Origin of the sequence: Rhizobium sp. P32RR-XVIII, from assembly GCF_012641395.1 — a bacterium.
Lineage (GTDB): Bacteria > Pseudomonadota > Alphaproteobacteria > Rhizobiales > Rhizobiaceae > Rhizobium.
In genome coordinates this window covers 125,720-144,701 of sequence record NZ_JABAIH010000002.1, presented here as the reverse complement: position 1 = coordinate 144,701, position 18,982 = coordinate 125,720, and the positions used below count along the sequence as shown (strand labels likewise).

At 64.3% G+C, this 18,982-nt stretch carries 22 protein-coding genes; 3 read left to right on the top strand and 19 right to left on the bottom strand.

Annotated elements, in window-relative coordinates; genetic code table 11:
* Positions 1–14 precede the first annotated feature (14 nt).
* The 15 genes from HGP14_RS05720 to HGP14_RS05650 all read right to left on the bottom strand — a co-directional run bounded on the left by HGP14_RS05720 (position 15) and on the right by HGP14_RS05650 (position 13,392).
* Positions 15–3,854, bottom strand: a complete 3,840-nt coding sequence (locus tag HGP14_RS05720) for a glycoside hydrolase/phage tail family protein (RefSeq protein ID WP_168828900.1) — start codon at positions 3,852–3,854, stop codon at positions 15–17.
* A 336-nt stretch (positions 3,855–4,190) separates the two neighbouring features.
* Positions 4,191–4,643: an NlpC/P60 family protein gene (locus tag HGP14_RS05715; protein ID WP_168828899.1), complete on the bottom strand. Its 453-nt coding sequence runs from the start codon at positions 4,641–4,643 to the stop codon at positions 4,191–4,193.
* Positions 4,640–5,530, bottom strand: coding sequence for a DUF2163 domain-containing protein (locus HGP14_RS05710; RefSeq protein ID WP_168828898.1), 891 nt, complete (start codon positions 5,528–5,530; stop codon positions 4,640–4,642). The genes HGP14_RS05715 and HGP14_RS05710 overlap by 4 nt, the downstream gene beginning before the upstream one ends.
* Positions 5,527–6,165 carry a DUF2460 domain-containing protein gene (locus tag HGP14_RS05705; RefSeq protein ID WP_168828897.1) on the bottom strand — a complete coding sequence of 213 codons (639 nt, stop codon included), beginning with the start codon at positions 6,163–6,165 and terminating at the stop codon, positions 5,527–5,529. Before HGP14_RS05705 ends, HGP14_RS05710 begins: the two co-directional genes overlap by 4 nt.
* 7 nt (positions 6,166–6,172) lie before the next feature.
* On the bottom strand, positions 6,173–6,715 hold the full coding sequence (locus HGP14_RS05700) for a phage tail tape measure protein (RefSeq protein ID WP_168828896.1): 543 nt from the start codon (positions 6,713–6,715) through the stop codon (positions 6,173–6,175).
* A 156-nt stretch (positions 6,716–6,871) separates the two neighbouring features.
* Complete coding sequence (locus HGP14_RS36620) at positions 6,872–7,048, bottom strand: phage tail assembly chaperone (RefSeq protein WP_246704397.1); 177 nt, start codon at positions 7,046–7,048, stop codon at positions 6,872–6,874.
* 77 nt (positions 7,049–7,125) lie between these two features.
* On the bottom strand, positions 7,126–7,491 hold the full coding sequence (locus tag HGP14_RS05690) for a gene transfer agent family protein (protein WP_168828895.1): 366 nt from the start codon (positions 7,489–7,491) through the stop codon (positions 7,126–7,128).
* On the bottom strand, positions 7,491–7,898 hold the full coding sequence (locus HGP14_RS05685) for a phage major tail protein, TP901-1 family (RefSeq protein ID WP_168828894.1): 408 nt from the start codon (positions 7,896–7,898) through the stop codon (positions 7,491–7,493). Before HGP14_RS05685 ends, HGP14_RS05690 begins: the two co-directional genes overlap by 1 nt.
* A gap of 84 nt (positions 7,899–7,982) precedes the next feature.
* Positions 7,983–8,387 (bottom strand): DUF3168 domain-containing protein, encoded by a 405-nt coding sequence (locus HGP14_RS05680; RefSeq protein WP_168828893.1) that lies wholly within the window; start codon positions 8,385–8,387, stop codon positions 7,983–7,985.
* A gap of 102 nt (positions 8,388–8,489) precedes the next feature.
* Positions 8,490–8,822: a phage head closure protein gene (locus HGP14_RS05675; protein WP_168828892.1), complete on the bottom strand. Its 333-nt coding sequence runs from the start codon at positions 8,820–8,822 to the stop codon at positions 8,490–8,492.
* Positions 8,822–9,391, bottom strand: coding sequence for a head-tail connector protein (locus HGP14_RS05670; RefSeq protein WP_168828891.1), 570 nt, complete (start codon positions 9,389–9,391; stop codon positions 8,822–8,824). The genes HGP14_RS05675 and HGP14_RS05670 overlap by 1 nt, the downstream gene beginning before the upstream one ends.
* Before the next feature lie 190 nt (positions 9,392–9,581).
* The gene (locus HGP14_RS05665) at positions 9,582–10,835 is read right to left on the bottom strand and encodes a phage major capsid protein (protein WP_168828890.1); all 1,254 of its coding nucleotides are present in this window, start codon (positions 10,833–10,835) and stop codon (positions 9,582–9,584) included.
* Between the two features lie 9 nt (positions 10,836–10,844).
* On the bottom strand, positions 10,845–11,429 hold the full coding sequence (locus tag HGP14_RS05660; protein ID WP_168828889.1) for an HK97 family phage prohead protease: 585 nt from the start codon (positions 11,427–11,429) through the stop codon (positions 10,845–10,847).
* A 138-nt stretch (positions 11,430–11,567) separates the two neighbouring features.
* Positions 11,568–11,882 carry a DUF6107 family protein gene (locus HGP14_RS05655; protein WP_168828888.1) on the bottom strand — a complete coding sequence of 105 codons (315 nt, stop codon included), beginning with the start codon at positions 11,880–11,882 and terminating at the stop codon, positions 11,568–11,570.
* A 352-nt stretch (positions 11,883–12,234) separates the two neighbouring features.
* A complete protein-coding gene (locus tag HGP14_RS05650) occupies positions 12,235–13,392 on the bottom strand; it encodes a phage portal protein (RefSeq protein WP_168828887.1) in 1,158 nt (385 codons plus the stop codon).
* Between the two features lie 182 nt (positions 13,393–13,574).
* Here HGP14_RS05650 and HGP14_RS05645 point away from each other — a divergent pair, with 182 nt between their 5' ends.
* Positions 13,575–14,018, top strand: a complete 444-nt coding sequence (locus HGP14_RS05645; RefSeq protein WP_168828886.1) for an SRPBCC family protein — start codon at positions 13,575–13,577, stop codon at positions 14,016–14,018.
* 62 nt (positions 14,019–14,080) lie between these two features.
* Here HGP14_RS05645 and HGP14_RS05640 read toward each other — a convergent pair whose 3' ends face one another.
* Together HGP14_RS05640 and HGP14_RS05635 are read right to left on the bottom strand one after the other, a co-directional pair.
* Positions 14,081–14,389: a Dabb family protein gene (locus tag HGP14_RS05640; RefSeq protein WP_168828885.1), complete on the bottom strand. Its 309-nt coding sequence runs from the start codon at positions 14,387–14,389 to the stop codon at positions 14,081–14,083.
* Between the two features lie 21 nt (positions 14,390–14,410).
* Positions 14,411–15,094 (bottom strand): hypothetical protein, encoded by a 684-nt coding sequence (locus HGP14_RS05635; protein WP_168828884.1) that lies wholly within the window; start codon positions 15,092–15,094, stop codon positions 14,411–14,413.
* 128 nt (positions 15,095–15,222) lie between these two features.
* On the opposite strand from HGP14_RS05635, the gene HGP14_RS36170 reads away from it, so the two are divergent.
* Positions 15,223–15,357 (top strand): hypothetical protein, encoded by a 135-nt coding sequence (locus tag HGP14_RS36170; protein WP_281408070.1) that lies wholly within the window; start codon positions 15,223–15,225, stop codon positions 15,355–15,357.
* 36 nt (positions 15,358–15,393) lie between these two features.
* Here HGP14_RS36170 and HGP14_RS05630 read toward each other — a convergent pair whose 3' ends face one another.
* Together HGP14_RS05630 and HGP14_RS35205 are read right to left on the bottom strand one after the other, a co-directional pair.
* Positions 15,394–16,836, bottom strand: coding sequence for a terminase large subunit domain-containing protein (locus HGP14_RS05630; RefSeq protein WP_312862098.1), 1,443 nt, complete (start codon positions 16,834–16,836; stop codon positions 15,394–15,396).
* Entirely contained in the window at positions 16,811–17,485 is a 675-nt protein-coding gene (locus tag HGP14_RS35205; RefSeq protein WP_205927048.1) for a hypothetical protein, read from the bottom strand. The genes HGP14_RS05630 and HGP14_RS35205 overlap by 26 nt, the downstream gene beginning before the upstream one ends.
* A gap of 356 nt (positions 17,486–17,841) precedes the next feature.
* Here HGP14_RS35205 and HGP14_RS05620 point away from each other — a divergent pair, with 356 nt between their 5' ends.
* Positions 17,842–18,951: a calcium-binding protein gene (locus HGP14_RS05620; RefSeq protein ID WP_168828883.1), complete on the top strand. Its 1,110-nt coding sequence runs from the start codon at positions 17,842–17,844 to the stop codon at positions 18,949–18,951.
* The last annotated feature ends 31 nt before the right edge of the window (positions 18,952–18,982 follow it).

Here is an 18,982-nt window from a genome sequence, read left to right as displayed (position 1 = left end):
CCTTGCGTTGAAAATCAGAAATCAACCGTCGCCATGGCCGGCAGGCCCAGCGGCATCCGCTGTCCCATCTGCCGGACGCGTATCGTCAATGCCGTCTGCAGGCTGCCGAAATCGGCAAGTTCATCCGCCTGTAGGTAAGTCCAGGTGGCCGCGGTGACATCGGCCTGCCGCTTCACCACGTCTCCGCTCAGCATTTCCACGCGATAGCGCTCGAACGGCTCGTCGAGCGGGATGTCGGCTGCCATCCAGTTATCGGCATCGATTCGTCCCCGTCTCACCCAGGAAAAAACGGCCGCCCCGGCGCCATCACGACGCGCGCGGACATGGACGGGTGACAGGGGCGTCTCCGCCCGCATACCGCCCTCGAAGGGGAACGGCCCTGCCTTGCCCGGGGTCCCCGCCGCTTCGGCGATCCAGTTCAGCCGCAGCCCGATCTCCTCGCTGCCGAGCGAAAGCGGTACCACCGCGCTATCAAGCACGACCACCGCCGCGCCGTCCTCCGCCCCGGCATCCATCGCATCGTCGGTTCCTGCCAGAGCGCGAAGCAAGCCTCCAAGCCGCCAGCGTCCCGCCGAGATCTCCTCTGCCTGCTGAAATGCCAGAACCTCCCAGGCGCCATTGCCGGACAGCACAGCGATCAGGTTCCCGCCGTTCAGAACGGAGACCGCCGATGCCGAAGACAGTTCGCCGGACGCGAGATCGACCTCGACCGTCTTCGACCAGTCGAACCGCCCGCGCACGCCCGCCGAAAGCGGCCCGGCGAGCGTCCCAACCTTCGCCGGCCTCTCGATCAGCGCCCGGCCGCGATAACCCTCTTCGCTCACCGAAGAGGACAGCCCGATAGTGCGCCACGGCCGCGCAAAAACCGCCCCCCGTGCGAAGCTCGCCGCCTCGCCGCTCTCGAAGCGCGGCAGGTCCATCAGGTGAACGACCGGCGCGAAAAGGCTCGACGGCTGCCCGCCATTCTGCTTGCCGCCCATCTCTTCTGCCGGTGCGCTGCCTGCAGACGGTGAAAACTCGCGCGCTTCGACCTCCCGGACCTCGCCATCCTCGATACGCGAGATGAGGAAACGGCCTTGCGGCCCATCCGGCAACGTCACCACATCGCCCGGCTGAAACCGCAGATCGTGTGGCGGCAGCGCGAAGCGAATGGAGCGGCGCCCGATACGGTTGTCACGCAGCAGCCCCTCGGCCGCAGCCAATGCCGTCTGCTCGGCGACCACTGCCGGAAGATCGCTCTTCAATACCCTGTTGGTCGCCGATTGCGTTCGGTGCGACCGCACGCCGGCCTGCTCGTAGTCAAGGTCCGGATTGTAGAAGGTCACCACCGCTTCGGCGGCAAAGTCGCTATCGTGGCCGCGGGTCTCCTGCCACAGCGGGCGCTCCTCGAGATCGGCAAGCACCGGCGCCGCCATCGCTGGAAGGCTTGCTTTCCCCCGGGAGCGAAAGCGAAGCAACCCGCCATCTTCTAAGGCATCTATCTGGAACGTTTCCAGCAGCGGCTCGATGAGGTTTCGCGCCGACGTCAGATCGCCCTGCACATAGCCCGTCAGATCGCCGGAGACTTCCGAAACGTCGAAATCCTCGAAGACATGATCGCGAAGGACCGTCGCGATCACATCCGCAAGCGTGCCGCTCCCCAGACGCCCGTTCAGCCAGTGCCCCGTTCGCCAATTCGGCCCATCGGTCCAGGTTGCGGCATTCTGCGGAAATGCCGGATAGGGCCTTGCATCCCAGGACCAGAGAAACAGATGTCCGGGATCGACCATGCTGTCCGGCGCGCCGCTGCCGCTCCACCAGTCGTGATGCGCCTCCAGGAACCGCCGCTGCATCGCATCGGAGCGCATCCGGTTGGAGAAGTAGGGTGCTGCACTTTCTGCGGATTTCGGATCGGCAAAGACATTGGGCTGATTGCCGCCCTTGTCCACCGCGCCGCATCCGAGCTCCGTGAACCAGACCGGCTTGCTTCGTGCCAGCCAGGCGGTCGGGCTCGCCTTCTCCACACCACCGACGCGCTCGTAATGCCGGTTCGCCCACCAGCCCTCGATATCCTTGTAGCGGAACACCCAAGGCTTGCCCGCAAGCCCGTCGCTGATCGGCGAACGGACCCTCGCCTTGCGAGCCGCCTCGCTCGCGTAATACCAATCGAAATCCTCGCCGCTTTCGATCCCGGCCATCAAACCGGCAGGGTCATCGGCGGTCCGCATCCCGTCAGGATTGGCTTGCGCAAGATCATCGTCCCGCCAATCAGAAAGAGGCATGTAGTTGTCGATGCCGATGGCGTCGATTGCATCCGCGGCCCAGAGCGGATCGAGATTGAAGTAGACATCCCCGCTACCATCCTGCGGGTGGTACCCAAAATACTCGCTCCAATCGGCCGCATAGGTGAGCTTCGTCGAAGGCAGGAGCGCCTTCACATCAAAGGCCAGTGCCGAAAGCGCATTCACAAAGGGAAACGCGCCTGTTTCGTCGCGCACCTGGGTCAGCCCACGCATCTCCGAGCCGATGATGAAGCCCTCGACGCCACCCGCCGCCTTGGCGAGCTGCGCATAGTGCAAAATGAACCGCCGGTAGCTTTCCTCACCGCCATAGGTCACGCGCTGCCCGGAGACGCTGAAATGCCCAGCCTGCGCCGAACCGCAGAATGCCTCTATCTGGCCGCGTGCCACTGCTGTTTTGTCCGCTGCGCCGCTCTGCCCGATCGCCGGATCGCAGGTCAGGCGCCCGCGCCAGGGATAGGCCGCCTGGCCCGTACCGCCATAGGGATCGGGCAGCGAACTCCCCTCGCCGATGTCCATCATCACGAAGGGATAGAGGAAGACCTTCAATCCCCGCGCCTTCAGGTCGGCAATCGCCGAAACCACGCTCGCGTCGTCCGGCGTCCCGCCATAAGCCGGCCCGCCATCTAGCCGGCTCACGAGATAGGCTTCGGCGCGCGAGACACCCGACACCGACCAGGGGCTGCTTTCGTTGTTCCTGGAGCGCACTTCGACGCCCGGGACGATCCGGCAGTTCCCTGCCCTGAGATCGGTTCCGAACCACGACACCACCAGCGCCACCCCCTCGACATTGGGGCAGACCGCCATCAGTTCGTCGACCGAGACCACCCAGTCCGTCGGCCCCTGCAGGATATTGCGGTTGATCACACGCGCACTGCCCGCACCGGTCTTCTCCGAAACCGCCACCGTCCGATAGCCATGCTCGGTTGCGCCCGGCGTGATGCAGATCGCCCTGACCTGCTCTTCCAGCCTTCCGATCGGCCGCACCACTTCGAACTGCATCAGCGGAATGCGGTTGCCATAATTGTCGAGCGGCAGACGTTCGAAAACGACATAGGCCAGCCCCCGATAGGCAGGCGCGATGCCCGCACCTTGCTTCGCCTCGATCAGCGGATCCGGCAATTGCTCGCCATCGCCGGGATAGAACCGCATCTCGACCTTCGTCAGGTCAAGCTCCTTGCCATCCACCCACACCCTCCGGACGCTCGCAACCGGTCCCTCGCAAAGCCCGACGGCAAAATTGGCGAAATAGCGGAAGGTCTCCACCCGCGGCCCCGAGGACGACTTTCCGCCTGTCCGCTCGCTCGTCACCTCCTCCTCGAAGCGCGTCGCCCAAATCATCGTCCCGCCGATCCTAGCCGCGCCGTAGACGCGGTTGATCGCCGTTCCCTCGTCGGCGCCGGGGATCCGCGCGGTCGAAAGCCGCGACCCGCGCACTGTCGTCCCGCCGCCGATCAGCGCCCGATCGACTGCATTGCCCGCCAGCGCCCCCGCCGCCCTGCCGATGATCGCGCCCACCGGCCCGAAAACGCTGCCCAGCGCTGCCCCGGCCGCCTGAAGAAGAAGTGTAGCCATCGAAACCTCGCGCACGAAAACATCGCACATCCGCGAGGATGGCGTTTGATTATTCGCGCAATGATTGTGTTAAGGTACAGCGATCGGGAGCAGAAGCAGCAAGCGCCGAGACCAGCCGGCGCGCTGGAGAGGATGGGCCTCTCCAGCCTCGGCAAAGGCCTTGCTCTCGATCAAGGAGGTGATGCGATGTGGTTCTTGCCACTAAGTATCACGCTTAGTGCAAGGAAAACCCGGACGGGCTGGTCCATAGCCATCCGGGTCAGATTCCTAAGCTAAGCAAACGGTGGGCGGGGTTGCCTCCCCGCTCACCACTCCTGAAACATACTCGCAAGCAGGTCATCTTTCAAGTTGCGGTACAACCTCCGGGAACCGGAACACCGCCGCAATCCGCCGCCGCCAGCTCGGCACCAGCGCCGAGCGGATCACCGCCGCCTGCTCGTAGGCATGGATGAAGCTCTTCTCGCCGGCGAAGATGCCCGCATGCTTCGCCGCCATATCCGGCCGCCAGCGAAAGAGCAGCAGGTCGCCCGGCTGCGCTTCGTCCGCCGGCAAAGCCTCGCCGAAATGCCGGAGTGCGGCATCCATCAACCGATCCTTGCCGCTTCGCTCCGCCCAGGCACGGGCATAGGGCGGCGGCAGTTCGGGCTCTTCGCCATAGAGCTCCCGCCAGACGCCGCGGATCAATCCAAGGCAATCGCAGCCGATCACCTTCGCCGAAGCCTGGTGCCGGTAGGGCGTGCCAATCCACCCCTCGGCCGCGGCCAGGGCTCTTTCGCTCATCGTCGTCATTTGAACAGCGCGCTCCCGTCATGGACGCTTTCGCCGTCCGCATAGGTATAGGCAAAGTCGGCGCCCGGCATATGCGGAAAGCCCCGGAAATTTTGCTGGTTGGAGAATTTCGCCCGGCAGGTGCCAAACGTCTTGTCGCACCCCGCCGTCAGGCGCACGCGATCGCCCGCTTCGGGCGCCCGCGCCATCGGCAGCCACAGCGTCAGCTCAACGCTCACGCCCGCTACCGAATGCACCTCGATATCCATCGTCTCTCCGGCATTCACGCCATCGAGGAAAGTCGCAACGCCATGATGAAAGAAGCCGTCCGGAAAGGCGCTGACTCCGGAGAGCACAAGCCGCGTTGCGTCGACGATTGACTCTACGGAACCTTCCCTCCCGAATTGACTCTGCGTCAGGTCGATCCCGCAGCGTCCGTCACCGAGCGTCGCGTCGCAGCGCCGGCTGTAGAGCCGCCCTTGCGGCTGGTTCAGCCGATGCGCAAAACTCCTGAGCTCCGCCCGGAACTGGCTTGAGTCGCGCGTCACCTCGCCGATCTCTTGCACTTTCAAGAGCAGATGCTGCTCGGGTGCCGCCCAGTTGACGAGAAACACCTCGACCCGTGCGGCGTCATAAAGCCCACGCTGCAGGTCAACCTCGCTGATCGCCTCGCTCGAAAATCCGCCTGCGACTTCGCTCGTTGCCGCGGGCAGGCCAGCACCTTCCTCGGTGGCGCTTGCGGAAAAGCCGCTCGCCGCCAGGAATGCCGTTCCGTCGAAGCCGAGATCGCGATCGTGCTCGGTAAAGCCCAGCACGGCACCGTCGCGTCGTGTGACCCGCCAGGCATGGCAAACGGTCGTGGCATCGCCATCGAGATGCGCCTTGAGCGCCGCATCGATCGTCCTCATGGCAAAATCTCCGTCAGCGGAATGGCCGGAATGCGCCCGGCGTTGAAAGCCGTCAGGTTCACGTCGATCCGGCCTGTCGCAAAGCGCACCGGCACGTCGAATTCGAAGCCTGCCGTAACACTGGCCCCGTTTGCCGGAATATGTCCGGCCGCAAACGTTACGATCCCCGTCGCGGCATCGCAGGCGAAGGCCGAAGGCGGCTTCACCGCCCCGTTGACTGCAACGACGACGGTCCCGGCCACCGGCTTGGCAATCTGCCGCACGGTGCTCGCCGCCGCATCGCCATAGGTCTTGGCCAGCTGGAAACTCGCGTTGGTGCCGTCTCCAATCCCGATCGCCTGATCGAGCGCCGTCACCGGCTCATCCGGCCGCCCCGATTTCCAGTCGATCGGATCGCGGAACCTGAAACCGTAAAGTTCGCCGCTCCGTGCCTCGAAAAACGCCAGCACCTCGTAGAGGTCGCCGATCGACCGAATGCCCGAACCGGCATCGTAACTGCGCCTGGCATCCCGCCAACGGCTGTTGCGGCTTTCCCGGCCGTTCGAGAGATTGACGATATCGGTCCGCCGCACCGGTCCGCCGCTCGTCGAAAGCGAAAGCCGCAGCGGAAAGCGCACCTCATGAAATCCACCCATGCCCGCCTCACAAATTCCGCTGGCCGCGCAGCGCCGTGCGCGCCAGCATCGCGGCGATCTGCGCCTCGCTCTTCTGGAAGCTCTGCGCATCGGTCGCCGTCACGTTGAAGATGATCTGCGCCCCGCCCCCGCCTGCAGCGGCAACGCCGAGCGCGCCGTCCGGCCCGCGCTTCAGCGGCAGGATCGCCTCGCTTCCCGCCTCGCCCATCAGCCCCATGTCGCCGCCCATCGGAAAATAGGTCGGCGCCGAAACCACCCCGCCGTCGGCGAAGGGCAATATCTTGCCGCCCCCGCCGAACATCCCCGACACCGTTCCGCCGATCAAATTCTCCAGCGGCTTCATGCCGGCCGAAAGCGTAATATCCGCCAGCCGGTTGCCAAGGCTGCGCAAGACATCCTCAAGCCCCTTGCCGCCGCTGACAGCACTTCTCAGTGCACCTGAGAGCGCCGACCCGAACGAGCGCGACCGCCCCTCCAGATCATCGAGTGCCCGGCGCAATTCCTCCGCCTGCCCCGCCATCGCCGCGAGGTCCGTCTCGTCGTCTTCCATAAAAGTTCTCCGTTGGGCCAGATCGCCGCCACTTGCCTCTTCTCCCCAGCGGGGAGAAGTGCCGGAGCGCAGCGAGGCGATGAGGGGGTGAGCGGCAACGCCGCGAATGCATGAGCGAAAAGCGAAGGCAAGCGACCCGCAGAAGGCGCCGCTCCCTCATCCGCCCTCCGGGCACCTCCTCCCCGCTGGGGAGAAGGGTCTATCCGGAAACCTCTCCATCATCCCCACCAGTCCAGCCCGGGAAAGCACCGCCGTCCGCGGCGCAAGCCCGCCCGCGGCCGCATGAAACTCAGCGGGTGTCATGGCCCAGAAAGCCTCGGGAGGAAGCCGCAGCAGGCAGAGGCCGATATGCAGAACACGCGCCCACGGAAACGGCTGAGCGTCCCGCGCGGTCTTGCTGCCTGCTGCGGCTAGAGGGGGCGGAGGGAGGTCGTTTCCGCCCCGGTTTCGGGTCCTGCGAATGTCGCCGTCAGAAGCTCGCCGACGATCGCCGCGTATCCGGCGATTCCGCCCTCGACGCTCGCTTCCGCCACGTCCTGATCCGAATAGAGATTGCCGCCGCCGCGAAGCCCGGCGCCGATGATGCGGATCATGTCCTCGGCCTTCAGCCGCCCGGCCGAAAAGCGCTCCGCCAGTCCCGCGAGATTGTCGGCCGCAAACGCCGTCTCAAGCTCCGAAAGCGCCCCAAGCGTCAGGCAGAGGATCCGCCGCTCGCCGTCAACCATGGCCTCGATTTCGCCCCGCCGGCGGTTTGCCCTTGCTCCCGCCGCCCGCATCAGAGCGCCCCAAAGGCCAGCGCGCCCGCAGATTCCAGCGCCAGCTCGAACATGACCTCGCCGTTGTGCTGGCCGGAATATTCGAGCGCGGTCGCCTGGAACGGCCCGGTCACCGTCCCAAAATCCGGAATGACGATCTGCCAGTTCAGGATCGATGCATTGAAGAAGGCACTCCTCACCAGCGCGTCCGAGCTGGCGTCCTTGAAGATGCCCGCGCCGGAAATCGAGGCGCGCTGCACGCCTGCTCCGCCCAGCAATTCACGCCAGCGTCCTGCGCTTTCCGCATCGGTCGCGTCGACCGTTTCTGCATTGAAGGCGAGGCGCTTGGAGCGCAAGCCCGCCACCGTCTCGTAAGCCGTGCCGTTATGGATCTTCAAGAGCAGATCCTTGCCCTTCTGCGCCACCATTTTCCCACCTTCCAAAAAGAAAAGGGCACCCGAAGGCGCCTACCAACAATCCCGAAATGCTGCCTCCGCCGCGTCGCGAGATACTTATCCCGGTTCCGTCACAGCCCTGAATCGCATCTCCGCCGCATGCAGCTTCGTCTTCGCCTCCCGCCGCGTCCGCGTCAGCCGGTGCTGCAGGCCGACGAGGTGATGCCCGGCAAGCGTCAGCGCCGCATCGTCGAGCAACGCGTGCACGATCCCGGCAATCTCCTGCGCCTGCTTGCGCCCGCCCGCCTCGCACCAGATTTCCAGCACCAGCAGATGCTCCTCGCCCGCCTCGCTGGCGGTCGAATAATTGCTGCTCGTCATCTCGCCGATGACGATGCACGGCAGCCTCCTGCCCGTCACCAGCCGGTCGCGGATGCCGTCTTCGCCGATCAAGCCCGCAAGCCCGGCGTCGCCCGAAAGCCGCGCATGGATCGCCGCCAGCAGTTCATTTGCCGCGCTCATCATCCGCCTCCCGTTCGCGTTTCTCCGTCCGCGCGCCTTCGCGCGCAATCCTCGCCAGCACTGCCGCGAGATCCGGCAGCGTGATTGCCGCAAGCGCCTTCATCAGCCCGCCTCCTCGCAGAGGCAGACGATATAGCGTGCCGTTTCATCCGGATCGCGCCAGGCGCCGATCGCAAAGATCCGCGAGCCTTTGCGAAGCCGCATACCAGCCTGCAGGTCGCTTCGAAACGGCAGCCAGATGCGATGCGTCAGGGTGAACACATCCGCCCCCGCCCGCTCCTCGCGCACTTCACCGAGAGGCTCGACGCGCGCCCAAAGAGCGGCAACGGCCTCGTAGGAGACCGCAGCGCCGCCCTGCCCGTCCGGTGTTGCGACGGGCCGCTCGAGCTCCAGCCGCGCCGTCATCTGCCCTGGATCGAAGAAGACCGATCGCATCAAAGCCTCCGCATCAGAAAGGGCGCGATCAGCCGGTCGTAGCCAGCCGGAATATCCGCCGGCTGGTCCGCGACTGCTACCGCACCGCGGAAGGCGAACATCTGCGCCACATGCATCAGCATCGCCCGTTTCAACACATCGGGCACATCCGCGCCGCTCTCGCCGAAGCCTGCGGAAAAGTCGATTTCGATGCCGTTGATGGCCCGGCCGAAATTGACGTTCTGATTCAGGACCAGGCGCGCCGGCCGCGCATTGCCATCGAGCATATGCCCCGTCAGCGGCAGCGACACCTCTTCGCCACTCGCATCGTAAAGCGTCACGCCTTCAATGGCTTGCACCGGTCCTTTGGCAATCTGAATCCCGCCCTCTTCAGGAACTGAATCAAGATAAAGCCGCCAGCCCTGCGTCATCAGGCAGAGCCCGGTCACGCGCTCCAGATGCTCGCGCGCCACCCGGATCAGCGAGGTCAGAAGCGCATCCTCCTCGTTCCCGTCCAGCCGCAGATGCACCTTCACATCGGCAAGCGTCAGCGCCTCCGCCAGCGGCGGAGCGGTCAATGCATAGGTCATGGAAATTTCCCTTGAAAAACTATTCAGCCGCGGAGCAAGCCGCCCCCTCATCCGCCTGCCGGCACCTTCTCCCCGCCTGGGAGAAGGGATATGCCGCAACGTCTCCGTTCCCTTCTCCCCTCGGGGAGAAGGTGGCCCGAAGGGTCGGATGAGGGGGCCCCTATTCGCTATTGGCTATTGGCTCGCCCCATCAGCTCACCGCAAACTTCACCAGCTTGATCGCCTCGAAGTTCTGCACCCCGCCGCCAACACGCTTGGTCGTATAGAAGAGCACATAGGGCTTGGCGGAATAGGGATCGCGCAGCACCCGCACGCCTGTGCGGTCGACCACGAGATAGCCGGCACGGAAGTCGCCGAAAGCGATCGACAGCGCGTTCGCCGCAATGTCCGGCATGTCCTCGGCCTCGACAACCGGGAAGCCCAGCAAGGTCGCCGCTTCGCCAGCACTTGCCGGCGGCTGCCAGAGATAACGCCCTTCGGCGTCCTTCAGCTTGCGGACGGAAGCCTGCGTCTTGCGGTTCATCACGAAGTTGGCGTTCTGCCGGTGACCGGCCTTCAGCGCATAGATCGTATCGACCAGCACGTCGGATGCGCCGCTCGCCGCAAACGCACCTGCAGCGCCGGTCGCGATATAGCCGAGATTGCCCCAGCTCCAGTCGCTGTCGGCCACCGCGGTATAGCTCAGGAAACCCTTCGGCTTGTTGGTGTCTTCGCCGGAAACGAAGGCCGCGCCTTCCTGCTCGGCAAAGACCGTATCCACCTCGCTCGAAATCCAGGCCTCGATATCGACGGCGGCGTCATCGAGCAGCGCCTGCGTAGCGGCCGGCATCGCATAGAGCTCCATGGTCGGGAAGGAAAGCTCGGCAAGCTGTGCCGTATTCGTCTGCGGCCGCGTCGCCGTCTCCGCCACCCAGCCGCAAGCCATGCCCGCGGTCGAGAACGGCTTCTTCAGCACCGAGCCGGAAACCTGGCGTACCGTCGCCAGCGCCCGGATCGGCGAGACGACCGAAAGCCTGCGGCCGATTTCCGTGTCCGTCTCCGGCGGCACGAGGTAACCGCCATCGGCGCCGGTGCCCACCGACATCGCCTTTGCCTCGATCTCGCGCAAACCCGCCTCGTCGCCGCGGCGGATGTAGTTCTCGAAGGCCGCCTTGTGCTCGGCGGCCTCGACGCCACCGGCCCCTGAGCGCCCGAGCGGAGGCCGCGCCTTCTTCAGCGCCAGCTGGTCGAGCACCTTCTTCTGCTCGTCCATCGCGCGGTTGATGCGGTCCATCTTCTCGCGTGTGACGACGTCTGCCGTCAGCTTCTCCTCGATCTCGCCGAGGCGCCGGTCATTGGTTTCCTTGAAGGCCTCGAAGGCCTCCATGAAGTCGTCGAAGGCAGCCGTCATCGTCTCCGGCACCGCCTTGATCTCCGGCGCCGTCTTTGCAGTCATATCCGTCATGAAACAATCCTATCTGAAGGTTTCGGTCAGCATCGCCCTAGCCGCCCGGCGCATGGCGCGGACGAGCTCGGTCTCCTTGTCGCGGAACCACCGCGCATTCTTGATGTTCTGCACGCGCGCCGAAGGCAGCATCGGGAAGGTCACCACCGAGATCTCCCAGAGGTCCGCCTCGAAAATGCGCCGCACGCCGCTTTTCGCATCGGTCCTGGCCCTCACCGTCCGGAAGCCGATCGAGAGCCCGTCGAGCGCGCCGTTCTTGATCAGCTGATGCACCTCGCGGGCCCGTGCCACGCCGTCGGCGAGCACGCCCTCGACGAAGAGCCCGCGGCTATCCTCGCGGATCGTCTTCCAGGCGCCGATCGGCTCGGACGGATCATGCTGGAAAAGCATGCGCACGCCCTGCGGCCCACGCTCGGCCAGCGACTTGCGGAACGCGCCGCGCTCGACTTGATCCTTGCCGAGATCGACTTCGCCGAAGACGCTGGCATAGCCGGAAAACGTCCCGTCGCGCTTCAGCCCGCGCAGTTCCAGGTTGGCGAATTTGCGCGTGTCCGCGCCCACGGGCGAGCCTGCCCGAACGAGCGATACGTTCATGGTTGAATGCTCCTGATTGTTTTAGAAAAGCTTGGCTGCAGGCGAATAGCGAATAGCGAATAGCGAATGAGAGTAAGCTGCGAACGCTGCCAACAAGGGCCGCGGCCCAACTATTCGCTATTCGCTATTCGCTACTCCCTATTCGCTCCCCTTCCACCGCTCCGCCACCCGCGCCAGAATGCCTAGCGCCCACCAGGCGCAGAGGCTCGCCGCCGCCGATCCCGAAAGCATCACTTCGGAAGCCGAAAGCATGTCGGCCAGCCCCAGCCGCTCCATGAGCCAGAGACCGGTCGGCCCGCCAAAGATCAGCCCGCAGGAAAGCCCCGAGAAAAACCGGCTTGCCGCCTCCCGCCTGCTCTTCGGCAGGAGATAGACCAGCGACACCGCCGCTCCCGCCGACGCCCCCAGCGCACGGCTCATCCAGAGCCCGCCTTCATTGGAAAAGTCAGCCATTGTTGAACTCTCCTGTGTAAGGATGCGCTGACGAACGCGGCGCGCGACCGCGCACAGCGCGCCCGCCGCGACATTTCACCGAATCCTTTGAATCGCTTGCCGGGGGATCTTTGAAGATCGCGTCAGGCGCTTGAGACGTTGAATCAGCTTGGCGGACATCGAAGCCACTGATCTGAAAATCCATCTGGATGTCGTCCACATAACACACGTCGTGCCGGATACCCCCTCATCCGCCCTATCGGGCACCTTCTCCCCGAGGGGAGAAGAAGGACCCGAGACGCCGCGGCATATCCCTTCTCCCCGCCGGGGAGAAGGTGCCGGCAGGCGGATGAGGGGGCCATCTGGCCCAGCCTCAATACCCCACCGCCTCCCGCTTCTCCTCATCCGTCAGGAAGCTCGCGCTTCCCACCCGCGCCCACAGTTCCCCGCGCTCGGCCGAAAGCCCCGCCACCTTGTCGAGGTCCGGCTCCAGCCGCAGTGCATCGCCGTAAGCCGATGCCAGCCACGCCGAAAGCGAGGCGGCGGTGCGCGTCAGCATCGGCAACACGGTGAGACGATAGAAGGCGCGGTTCGCCTCCTGGTAGTTCGCATAGGTGTTGTCGCCCGGAATGCCGAGCAGCATCGGCGGCACGCCGAAGGCGAGCGCGATGTCGCGGGCCGCGCCATTGCGCGCCTCGACGAAGTCCATGTCCTTCGGCGAAAGCCCCATCGCCTTCCAGTCGAGACCGCCCTCGAGCAGCAGCGGCCGGCCAGCGCGCATCGGGCCGGAATAGCCCTGGTCCAGTTCCTGGCGCAGCCGTTCGTACTGGTCGGGCGAAAGATTGCCGCCCTCCTTCGGCTGATAGACCAGCGCGCCCGAAGGCCGGGCGGAATTGTCGAGCAGCGCCTTGTTCCAGGTCGCCGCCGCATTGGAAAGATCGAGAGCGACCTGCGCCGCCGCAAGCGGCGGAAAGCCCAGGTGATCGTCAAGCGGATGAAACAGCTTCAGATGCAGGAGCCCCGGCCCGTCGGTCTCCGCCGCAAAGCGGCGAACCGAACCGCCGGCCCGGTATTCGTAGGCTTCCGGCCATCCGTCGGGGCCCTCGATCACGCTGATCCGGTCGGGCCTTAGCAGATGCAGTTCCCGCAACGCCCCGCCCACGGCGAGCGGCTCGATATAGGCATTGCCCGAAAGCAGCAGATGACCGTAGAGCGTCTCGAAGAAATCAGGCCCGCTCATCCGCCCGTTCGGCTGCCTGATCAGCCCCGCGGCCGGATGCTCCGCCCGTTCCCGGTCGCCCTCGTAGACCAGCCAGGGCACGCAGGCGGCCGCCTCCGCCACCAGCCGCACGCAACGATGTGCCACCGGGTTCTTCATGAAGCCCTCGCGCGACAGCGCCGCATAGGAGCGTCCCGTCCAGCTCGCCTGCCCTTGCGCGGCAAGCGACAGGAAGCCGGACGCCGCCTTCTTCTCGGGCAGAGGCTTTCGGCCCGCCGCGGAGCCCCACGGCAGGAAAGATCGGATGTTCATGATGTTTTCCTATGGTTTGGGCGTGACTCTCAGGCTGCAGGGCCAATTTCCACCTTGGCGGCGATCTTGCATGCGAGGCGCCAAGTCATTTTACTTCAATAACCGATCGAGCCCATGTCGGATCGGCAAAGCCTCGTTCGTCCTTGGGCTGTCTAATCGATCAATTCAGAAGGATCACGACTATGCCGAGCACCATACGCCTGCACCGCGTTCTGGCGACCAACCCAGAGAAGGTCTATCGCGCGTTCATCGAGTCGGACGCGCTTGCCAAGTGGCTTCCCCCCAACGGCTTTGCCTGCACTGTGCACCACCTCGAAGCAACGGTCGGCGGCAAGTTCAGAATGTCTTTTCGGAACTTTACGACAGACAAAAGCCATGCGTTTGGCGGCGAATACACTGAGCTCGTTCCGGGCGAACGCGTCCGCTACACGGACAAATTCGACGATCCCAATCTCCCTGGTGAAATGGAGGTAACGGTTACGTTGAAGAAAGTCTCGGTCGGGACCGAGGTGGACATCACGCAGGCCGGTGTGCCAGACCTCATTCCGGCTGAGGCCTGCTATCTCGGCTGGCAGGAGTCGCTGCGAAACCTGGCAAGGCTCGTCGAGCCGGAGATCAACCAGTAGAGTAGGATCGAGCAAGGGCTGTCGAGATCGGATCGCGTTGACGTTTTCCGCGATCCGGCTCCTCACCGTATCGGCCGCTTCACCGCCTTGTCACTGTCATAGTCCGCCGCAATCCGGATTTCCCTGAGCGGCCGCACCATGTCGATCGAGCGCTGGTAGTCGGGGTGCGCCTTGTAGGCGGCAAGTGCTGCCTCATCGTCGAATTCCCCGTACACCACCAGATCGACGTCGGTTCCCAGCTGGTCGGTCTTCACATTGGTGCCGATTTCCAGAAGCCGCGCATGCGGTATCGCCGTCAGCACCGAGAGACCGGCCCGCACCTTCTCCAGATTTTCCGCCTTGGCTGTGAAGAAAACGATATGGCGGATCACCGGGTACTCTCCATCTCATTGTCAACCGAGCCGCGCGATAGCACGCTGAAGCCACCCCTTCAACCGCTGCCAGGTTCCTGGCGCCGCCTCGGGGCGCAATGCCGCGTAGAACGTCTTGCCGTATTCGGCGAGCTTTTCCGCCCGGTCCGTGCCGTTGACGATCCGCCGCGCGTTCACCCAGTCTTCCTTGTCGGTGTTCAGGTGATCGGCGAGCTTGTGTCCGGTGAAACTGCCGGCCACCATGCCCTCGATCAGGATCCTCACGGCCGTTGCCATCTCCATCGCCCGATCCGGCTCGGCCACGAGATCAAAGCCGGTCATCGGGCTCATCGCCTCGTAGTTCCGCTTGTGGGTAAGCTGCACCAGCCCGCGACCCAGCCAGCTTTTGCCATCCTCGTCCGGGCGCCAATAAACCGTCTTGACCCAGGGAAGCTTGCCCGCCGCATAGGCGCGATCCAGAATCTCGATCGCCTTGGCGTCGCTGTCGGCCAGCGTCTCGCGCACCGGCTGCATCGTATACGCCGTCTCGTGAAAAGCCGTCGCCAGGATATAGGCCAGCCAGCGCAAGTCGCCGTCCGGCATGTGCGTCTCGAAGTAGTCGAGGATCGCGGTCATGCCCTCGACCTGCTCCTCGGAAAGCGTGCCCTTGAACAAACTGTCGCGGACGGAATCGAAGAAGAATTTCCGGTCTATGTGGATAGCCATGAATCTGTCCTGCTCTTAATCGATTAAAATTATTTTAATCGTTTAAAGCATTTAAGCCCCTGATTTACAGCGCATTTACCCTATGTCATTCCTTGATCGTCGAAGCTCGTTGAAGGACAGGAGACCGAATGCAAACGCCCGCCAACAGCCAGCCTACCACGATTCCGCAGCACCTCGTCGACCAGATGGAAAACGAGTGGCGCCAGATCCGCACCCCGCGCGAAACACCGCGCCCGGCACCGCAGCCATCCAATCAGCGATAACTCTCTAAAATTAAAAAAGGCGGGACGGCGAACACGTCAAATGCCTCGCACCCGCGGTTCGCCGCCGCCGTCCAGCATCAGCGCCGTCAGCGCCCAGACAAGTGCGTCCAGCCTGTCCGGCGAGCGGCCATTCGAGAGCCCATCAGGGCCGAAATCACACATCTGGTCTTCGAGCGCGGTAAAGCGGCCGGCATGCGCCACGCGGCCCTGCTCGTAGAGTGCCGCCACCGGCTCCGCCCTTAGGAATTTGCCGCGCGTCGCCCTCACCGCCAAAACCGGCAGCGTCGCATCGATGCTCCGCAGCATCGCGGATACCATGTCCCCGCCCTGGTTCACTTCGGCGACGATTCGATCCGCGCCGAAACGGTGGTAGGCTTTCGCCACGGCACCAGCCCAGCCCGCCGGGCTTGCGCCCTCCACCGAACAATCGGCAAGCACGACCGCCCGTCCAGAGGCCTCCAGTCCCGCAACGACGATGCCGCAGCAGGACTGCGCGCCCGCCGAGGCCGGCGGATCGACCGCAACGACGATGCGCCGCAACGTTCCCGTAAACCGGACCGTCAGCGCCTCGATCGCATCGCGCTTCCAGAGCCCGTCCTCGCGATCCTCGATCAGTTCGCCATCCAGCTCCTGCCGTCCCAGCCGCGTGCCGCCGTATCGCCGCGAAAGCGCATCGATGAAGCCCGGCGCCAGGTTGCGTGCATTCGCTAGGGTGCTGATGCGCTTGAGCCGCGTGCCCGGATCGGCGATCAGCGCCCTCAAAAGCGGCACCGGCCGCGGCGTCGTGGTCACCAGCTGCCGCGGCGCCTCTCCCAGCCTCAAGCCGAATTGCAGCATGTCGAAAGTCTCCTGCCCATGCTTCCATTTCGCCAGCTCGTCGCACCAGGCCATGTGAAACTGCGGTCCGCGCAGGCTTTCCGGATCCTCGGAGGAAAAGACCTGCGCCACCGCCCCGTTCGGCCAGACCAGTCTACGCCTGGAAATCTCGAATTCAGGCCGGTTCTTCCGGGCGATCCGGCAGATGCCGGAAATGCCGTCGATCATCACCTCGCGCGCGTCGCCCAGTGTCTCGGCAATCAGCGCGATGCGCAGATCCGAACGGCGTCCAGCGCTGGCAACCGCATGCACCCATTCCGCGCCTGCCCGCGTCTTGCCGGAGCCGCGCCCGCCAAGCAGCAGCCATGTCCGCCAGTCGCCCTCGGGCGGCATCTGTTCCGGCCGTCCCGCAAAACTCCATTCCTTCGGCGCCTGCGGAAAATCCGAAAGCAACCGGGTGCTGATCTGCTCGAACTTTTGCAGCGCGGAGAACGTCGCATCAAGCGCCATCGGCCAAACTCTCGCGCCATCCTCTAGCGGCGGCGGATCAACCTCGGCCAAACCCGCTTCGCTGATCACCGCATCGCCCATGCCCGCATTGCCCGCGACATCAACGCTGACCTTGCGGAGAGCCGCTTCACGCTTCGCCGTGATACGGCCCATCCCTTGCTCCAGCGCGTTCGTCACCGCCTGCGCCCGGGCCATCGCCCGCACAAGCTCCGCTTCCCTGCGCCGGCGATCCTGTCGCCGCGAACCCGTTGCCGCTGTTTGCCGAAATGCCGTCATATCCTGCAGTCTCCAGCGCGCGCAGTCTCTCTTCAACCATCAGCGCGGCCTTCTCTTCGGCGCGCTCCTCGATGATCTGCAGCAGCTGCGCCTTCGCCTGGACATACCCTTGCGCCTCTTCGCGGCTCTCTGCCTCCAGCTCGCGGTCGCGCGCCAGCTGGCGCTGCAGCTGGTCGATCTTTTCCAGCGTGCGGACGATCAGCCCCATGGCGTCGACAGCCGCCTTCAGGTCGGCCCGCGCAAGCTTTCCCGCCGCCTCGTCGCCACCCTGGACCGCCGCCGTCTCCGCCGCCTTTCGAAGCTCGACGAAGGCGGAAAACTGCTCCCGCATCTCCGCCGTCATCTGGTTCAGCATAACGCGCAGCTCTTCGCCGGGTGATGCCTCGCCAGACTTGGTCTCAAGAAAATATTCCTGCACTGCAACCCGTGTCTCCTGCTCGCTCCAGCCGCCACCGGCCTCGCCGCCATAGACACGCCTCTCCGGCCAGAAGCCGCAAAGCTCCGGCGCAAATCCTTCGACGCTCATCGTGCAATCCCCATCGCGTAGCGCTAAGCCATGCTGCAGAAACGAAAAACCGGGTCAACGCCCGGCCCGATCTCGAAACCACGGCCGCACCACTCTGCAGCCGCAACTTTCCGACTATGCCTGAACCCTATCAGACGACCGTTACGCCGTCAAGGATTATTTTCCTATTTCTGCGAAATGCAACCCAAAGTGATCAGATGTAAGGAATCGCAACTGTTTTTATGCGGTTGTTAACGAAATGCAATCGATAGTCGCATCGTCTCATCCCTATATAACGCTTTGGGCATGATGCCACGAGGCCCTGTTTCAATAGGCCGGCGCCGATGTTGGTTTCCGGTCGATGAGAGGAAAGCTGCATGACATCGATTTCATCTCTTCATGCCTCGTCGGCCATGGTCATTCTCAATGCCAGCAGGGCGCAGACATCACAGCCTCCTGCCTCTGCCAGCGGCGTCATTCTGGACTCCATCATCGGAGGGGATCCGTCCACGAAGAAAGCCCAGGCCTCCCTGCTCGGCATCCTGACCGGCGTTCTCGTTAACGGAAGCAAGGGCGACGACAATATCTGGGCGAATACCGGCACCGCCATCAAGACCGGCAAGGGCAATGACCATGTCGAGGCGAACAGCGGAAACATCATCAAGACTGGCGCTGGCGACGACAGCGTTCACGTTAATGCCGGCAACACCGTCTTCACGGGCAAGGGAAACGATTACGTCCAGGCGAACGCCTCGAACGTGATCCACACCGGCGGTGGCGATGACCTGCTATTGGTCAACGCCAGCAACACGATCGTCACCGGGAGCGGCGACGATAAGCTCTTCGCGAATGCCTCGAACACGATCCACACCGGCGGCGGCGACGACCAGCTGACGGTCAACGCCGCCAACACGATCACCACCGGCGCCGGCAATGATAAAATCTTTGGGAATGCCGAGAACACCATCGACGCCGGCGATGGTGACGATATCGTCTCGGTCAATGCCGGCAACATGGTCGCGGGCGGCGCCGGCAACGACAGGATCAACGGCGGCGGGAACAATGTGATCGACGGCGGCGATGGCGACGACCGCATTTTCACCGGCTCCGGTCAGGCCCTCGGCGGCGCGGGCAACGATATCGTCACCGTGTTTGGCAGCGGCGGCGTGATTGCGGGCGGCACGGGCGACGACCAATTGACGATCGGCTCCGGGGGCCTCATCCGCTACGATGCCGGCGACGGCAAGGATATCGTCCATGGTGGCAGCAATTCCACGCTGGCTTTCGGCGAGGGAATATCGGCCGACGACCTGCGGATCGAAGTCTCTGGAAACACCACAACGATCTCCTTTGCCGGCAGCGATACGGACAGCATCACGCTGGACACCTCGGCGGCCAGCACGCTGACGCTCGCCTTTGCCGATGGCAACATGCAGAGCCTTGGCGGTCAGGCCGCCAATGTCACCAACGCCTACCAGCAAAGCTGATCGCGCTACCCTGCGGAAATGACTGACGGAG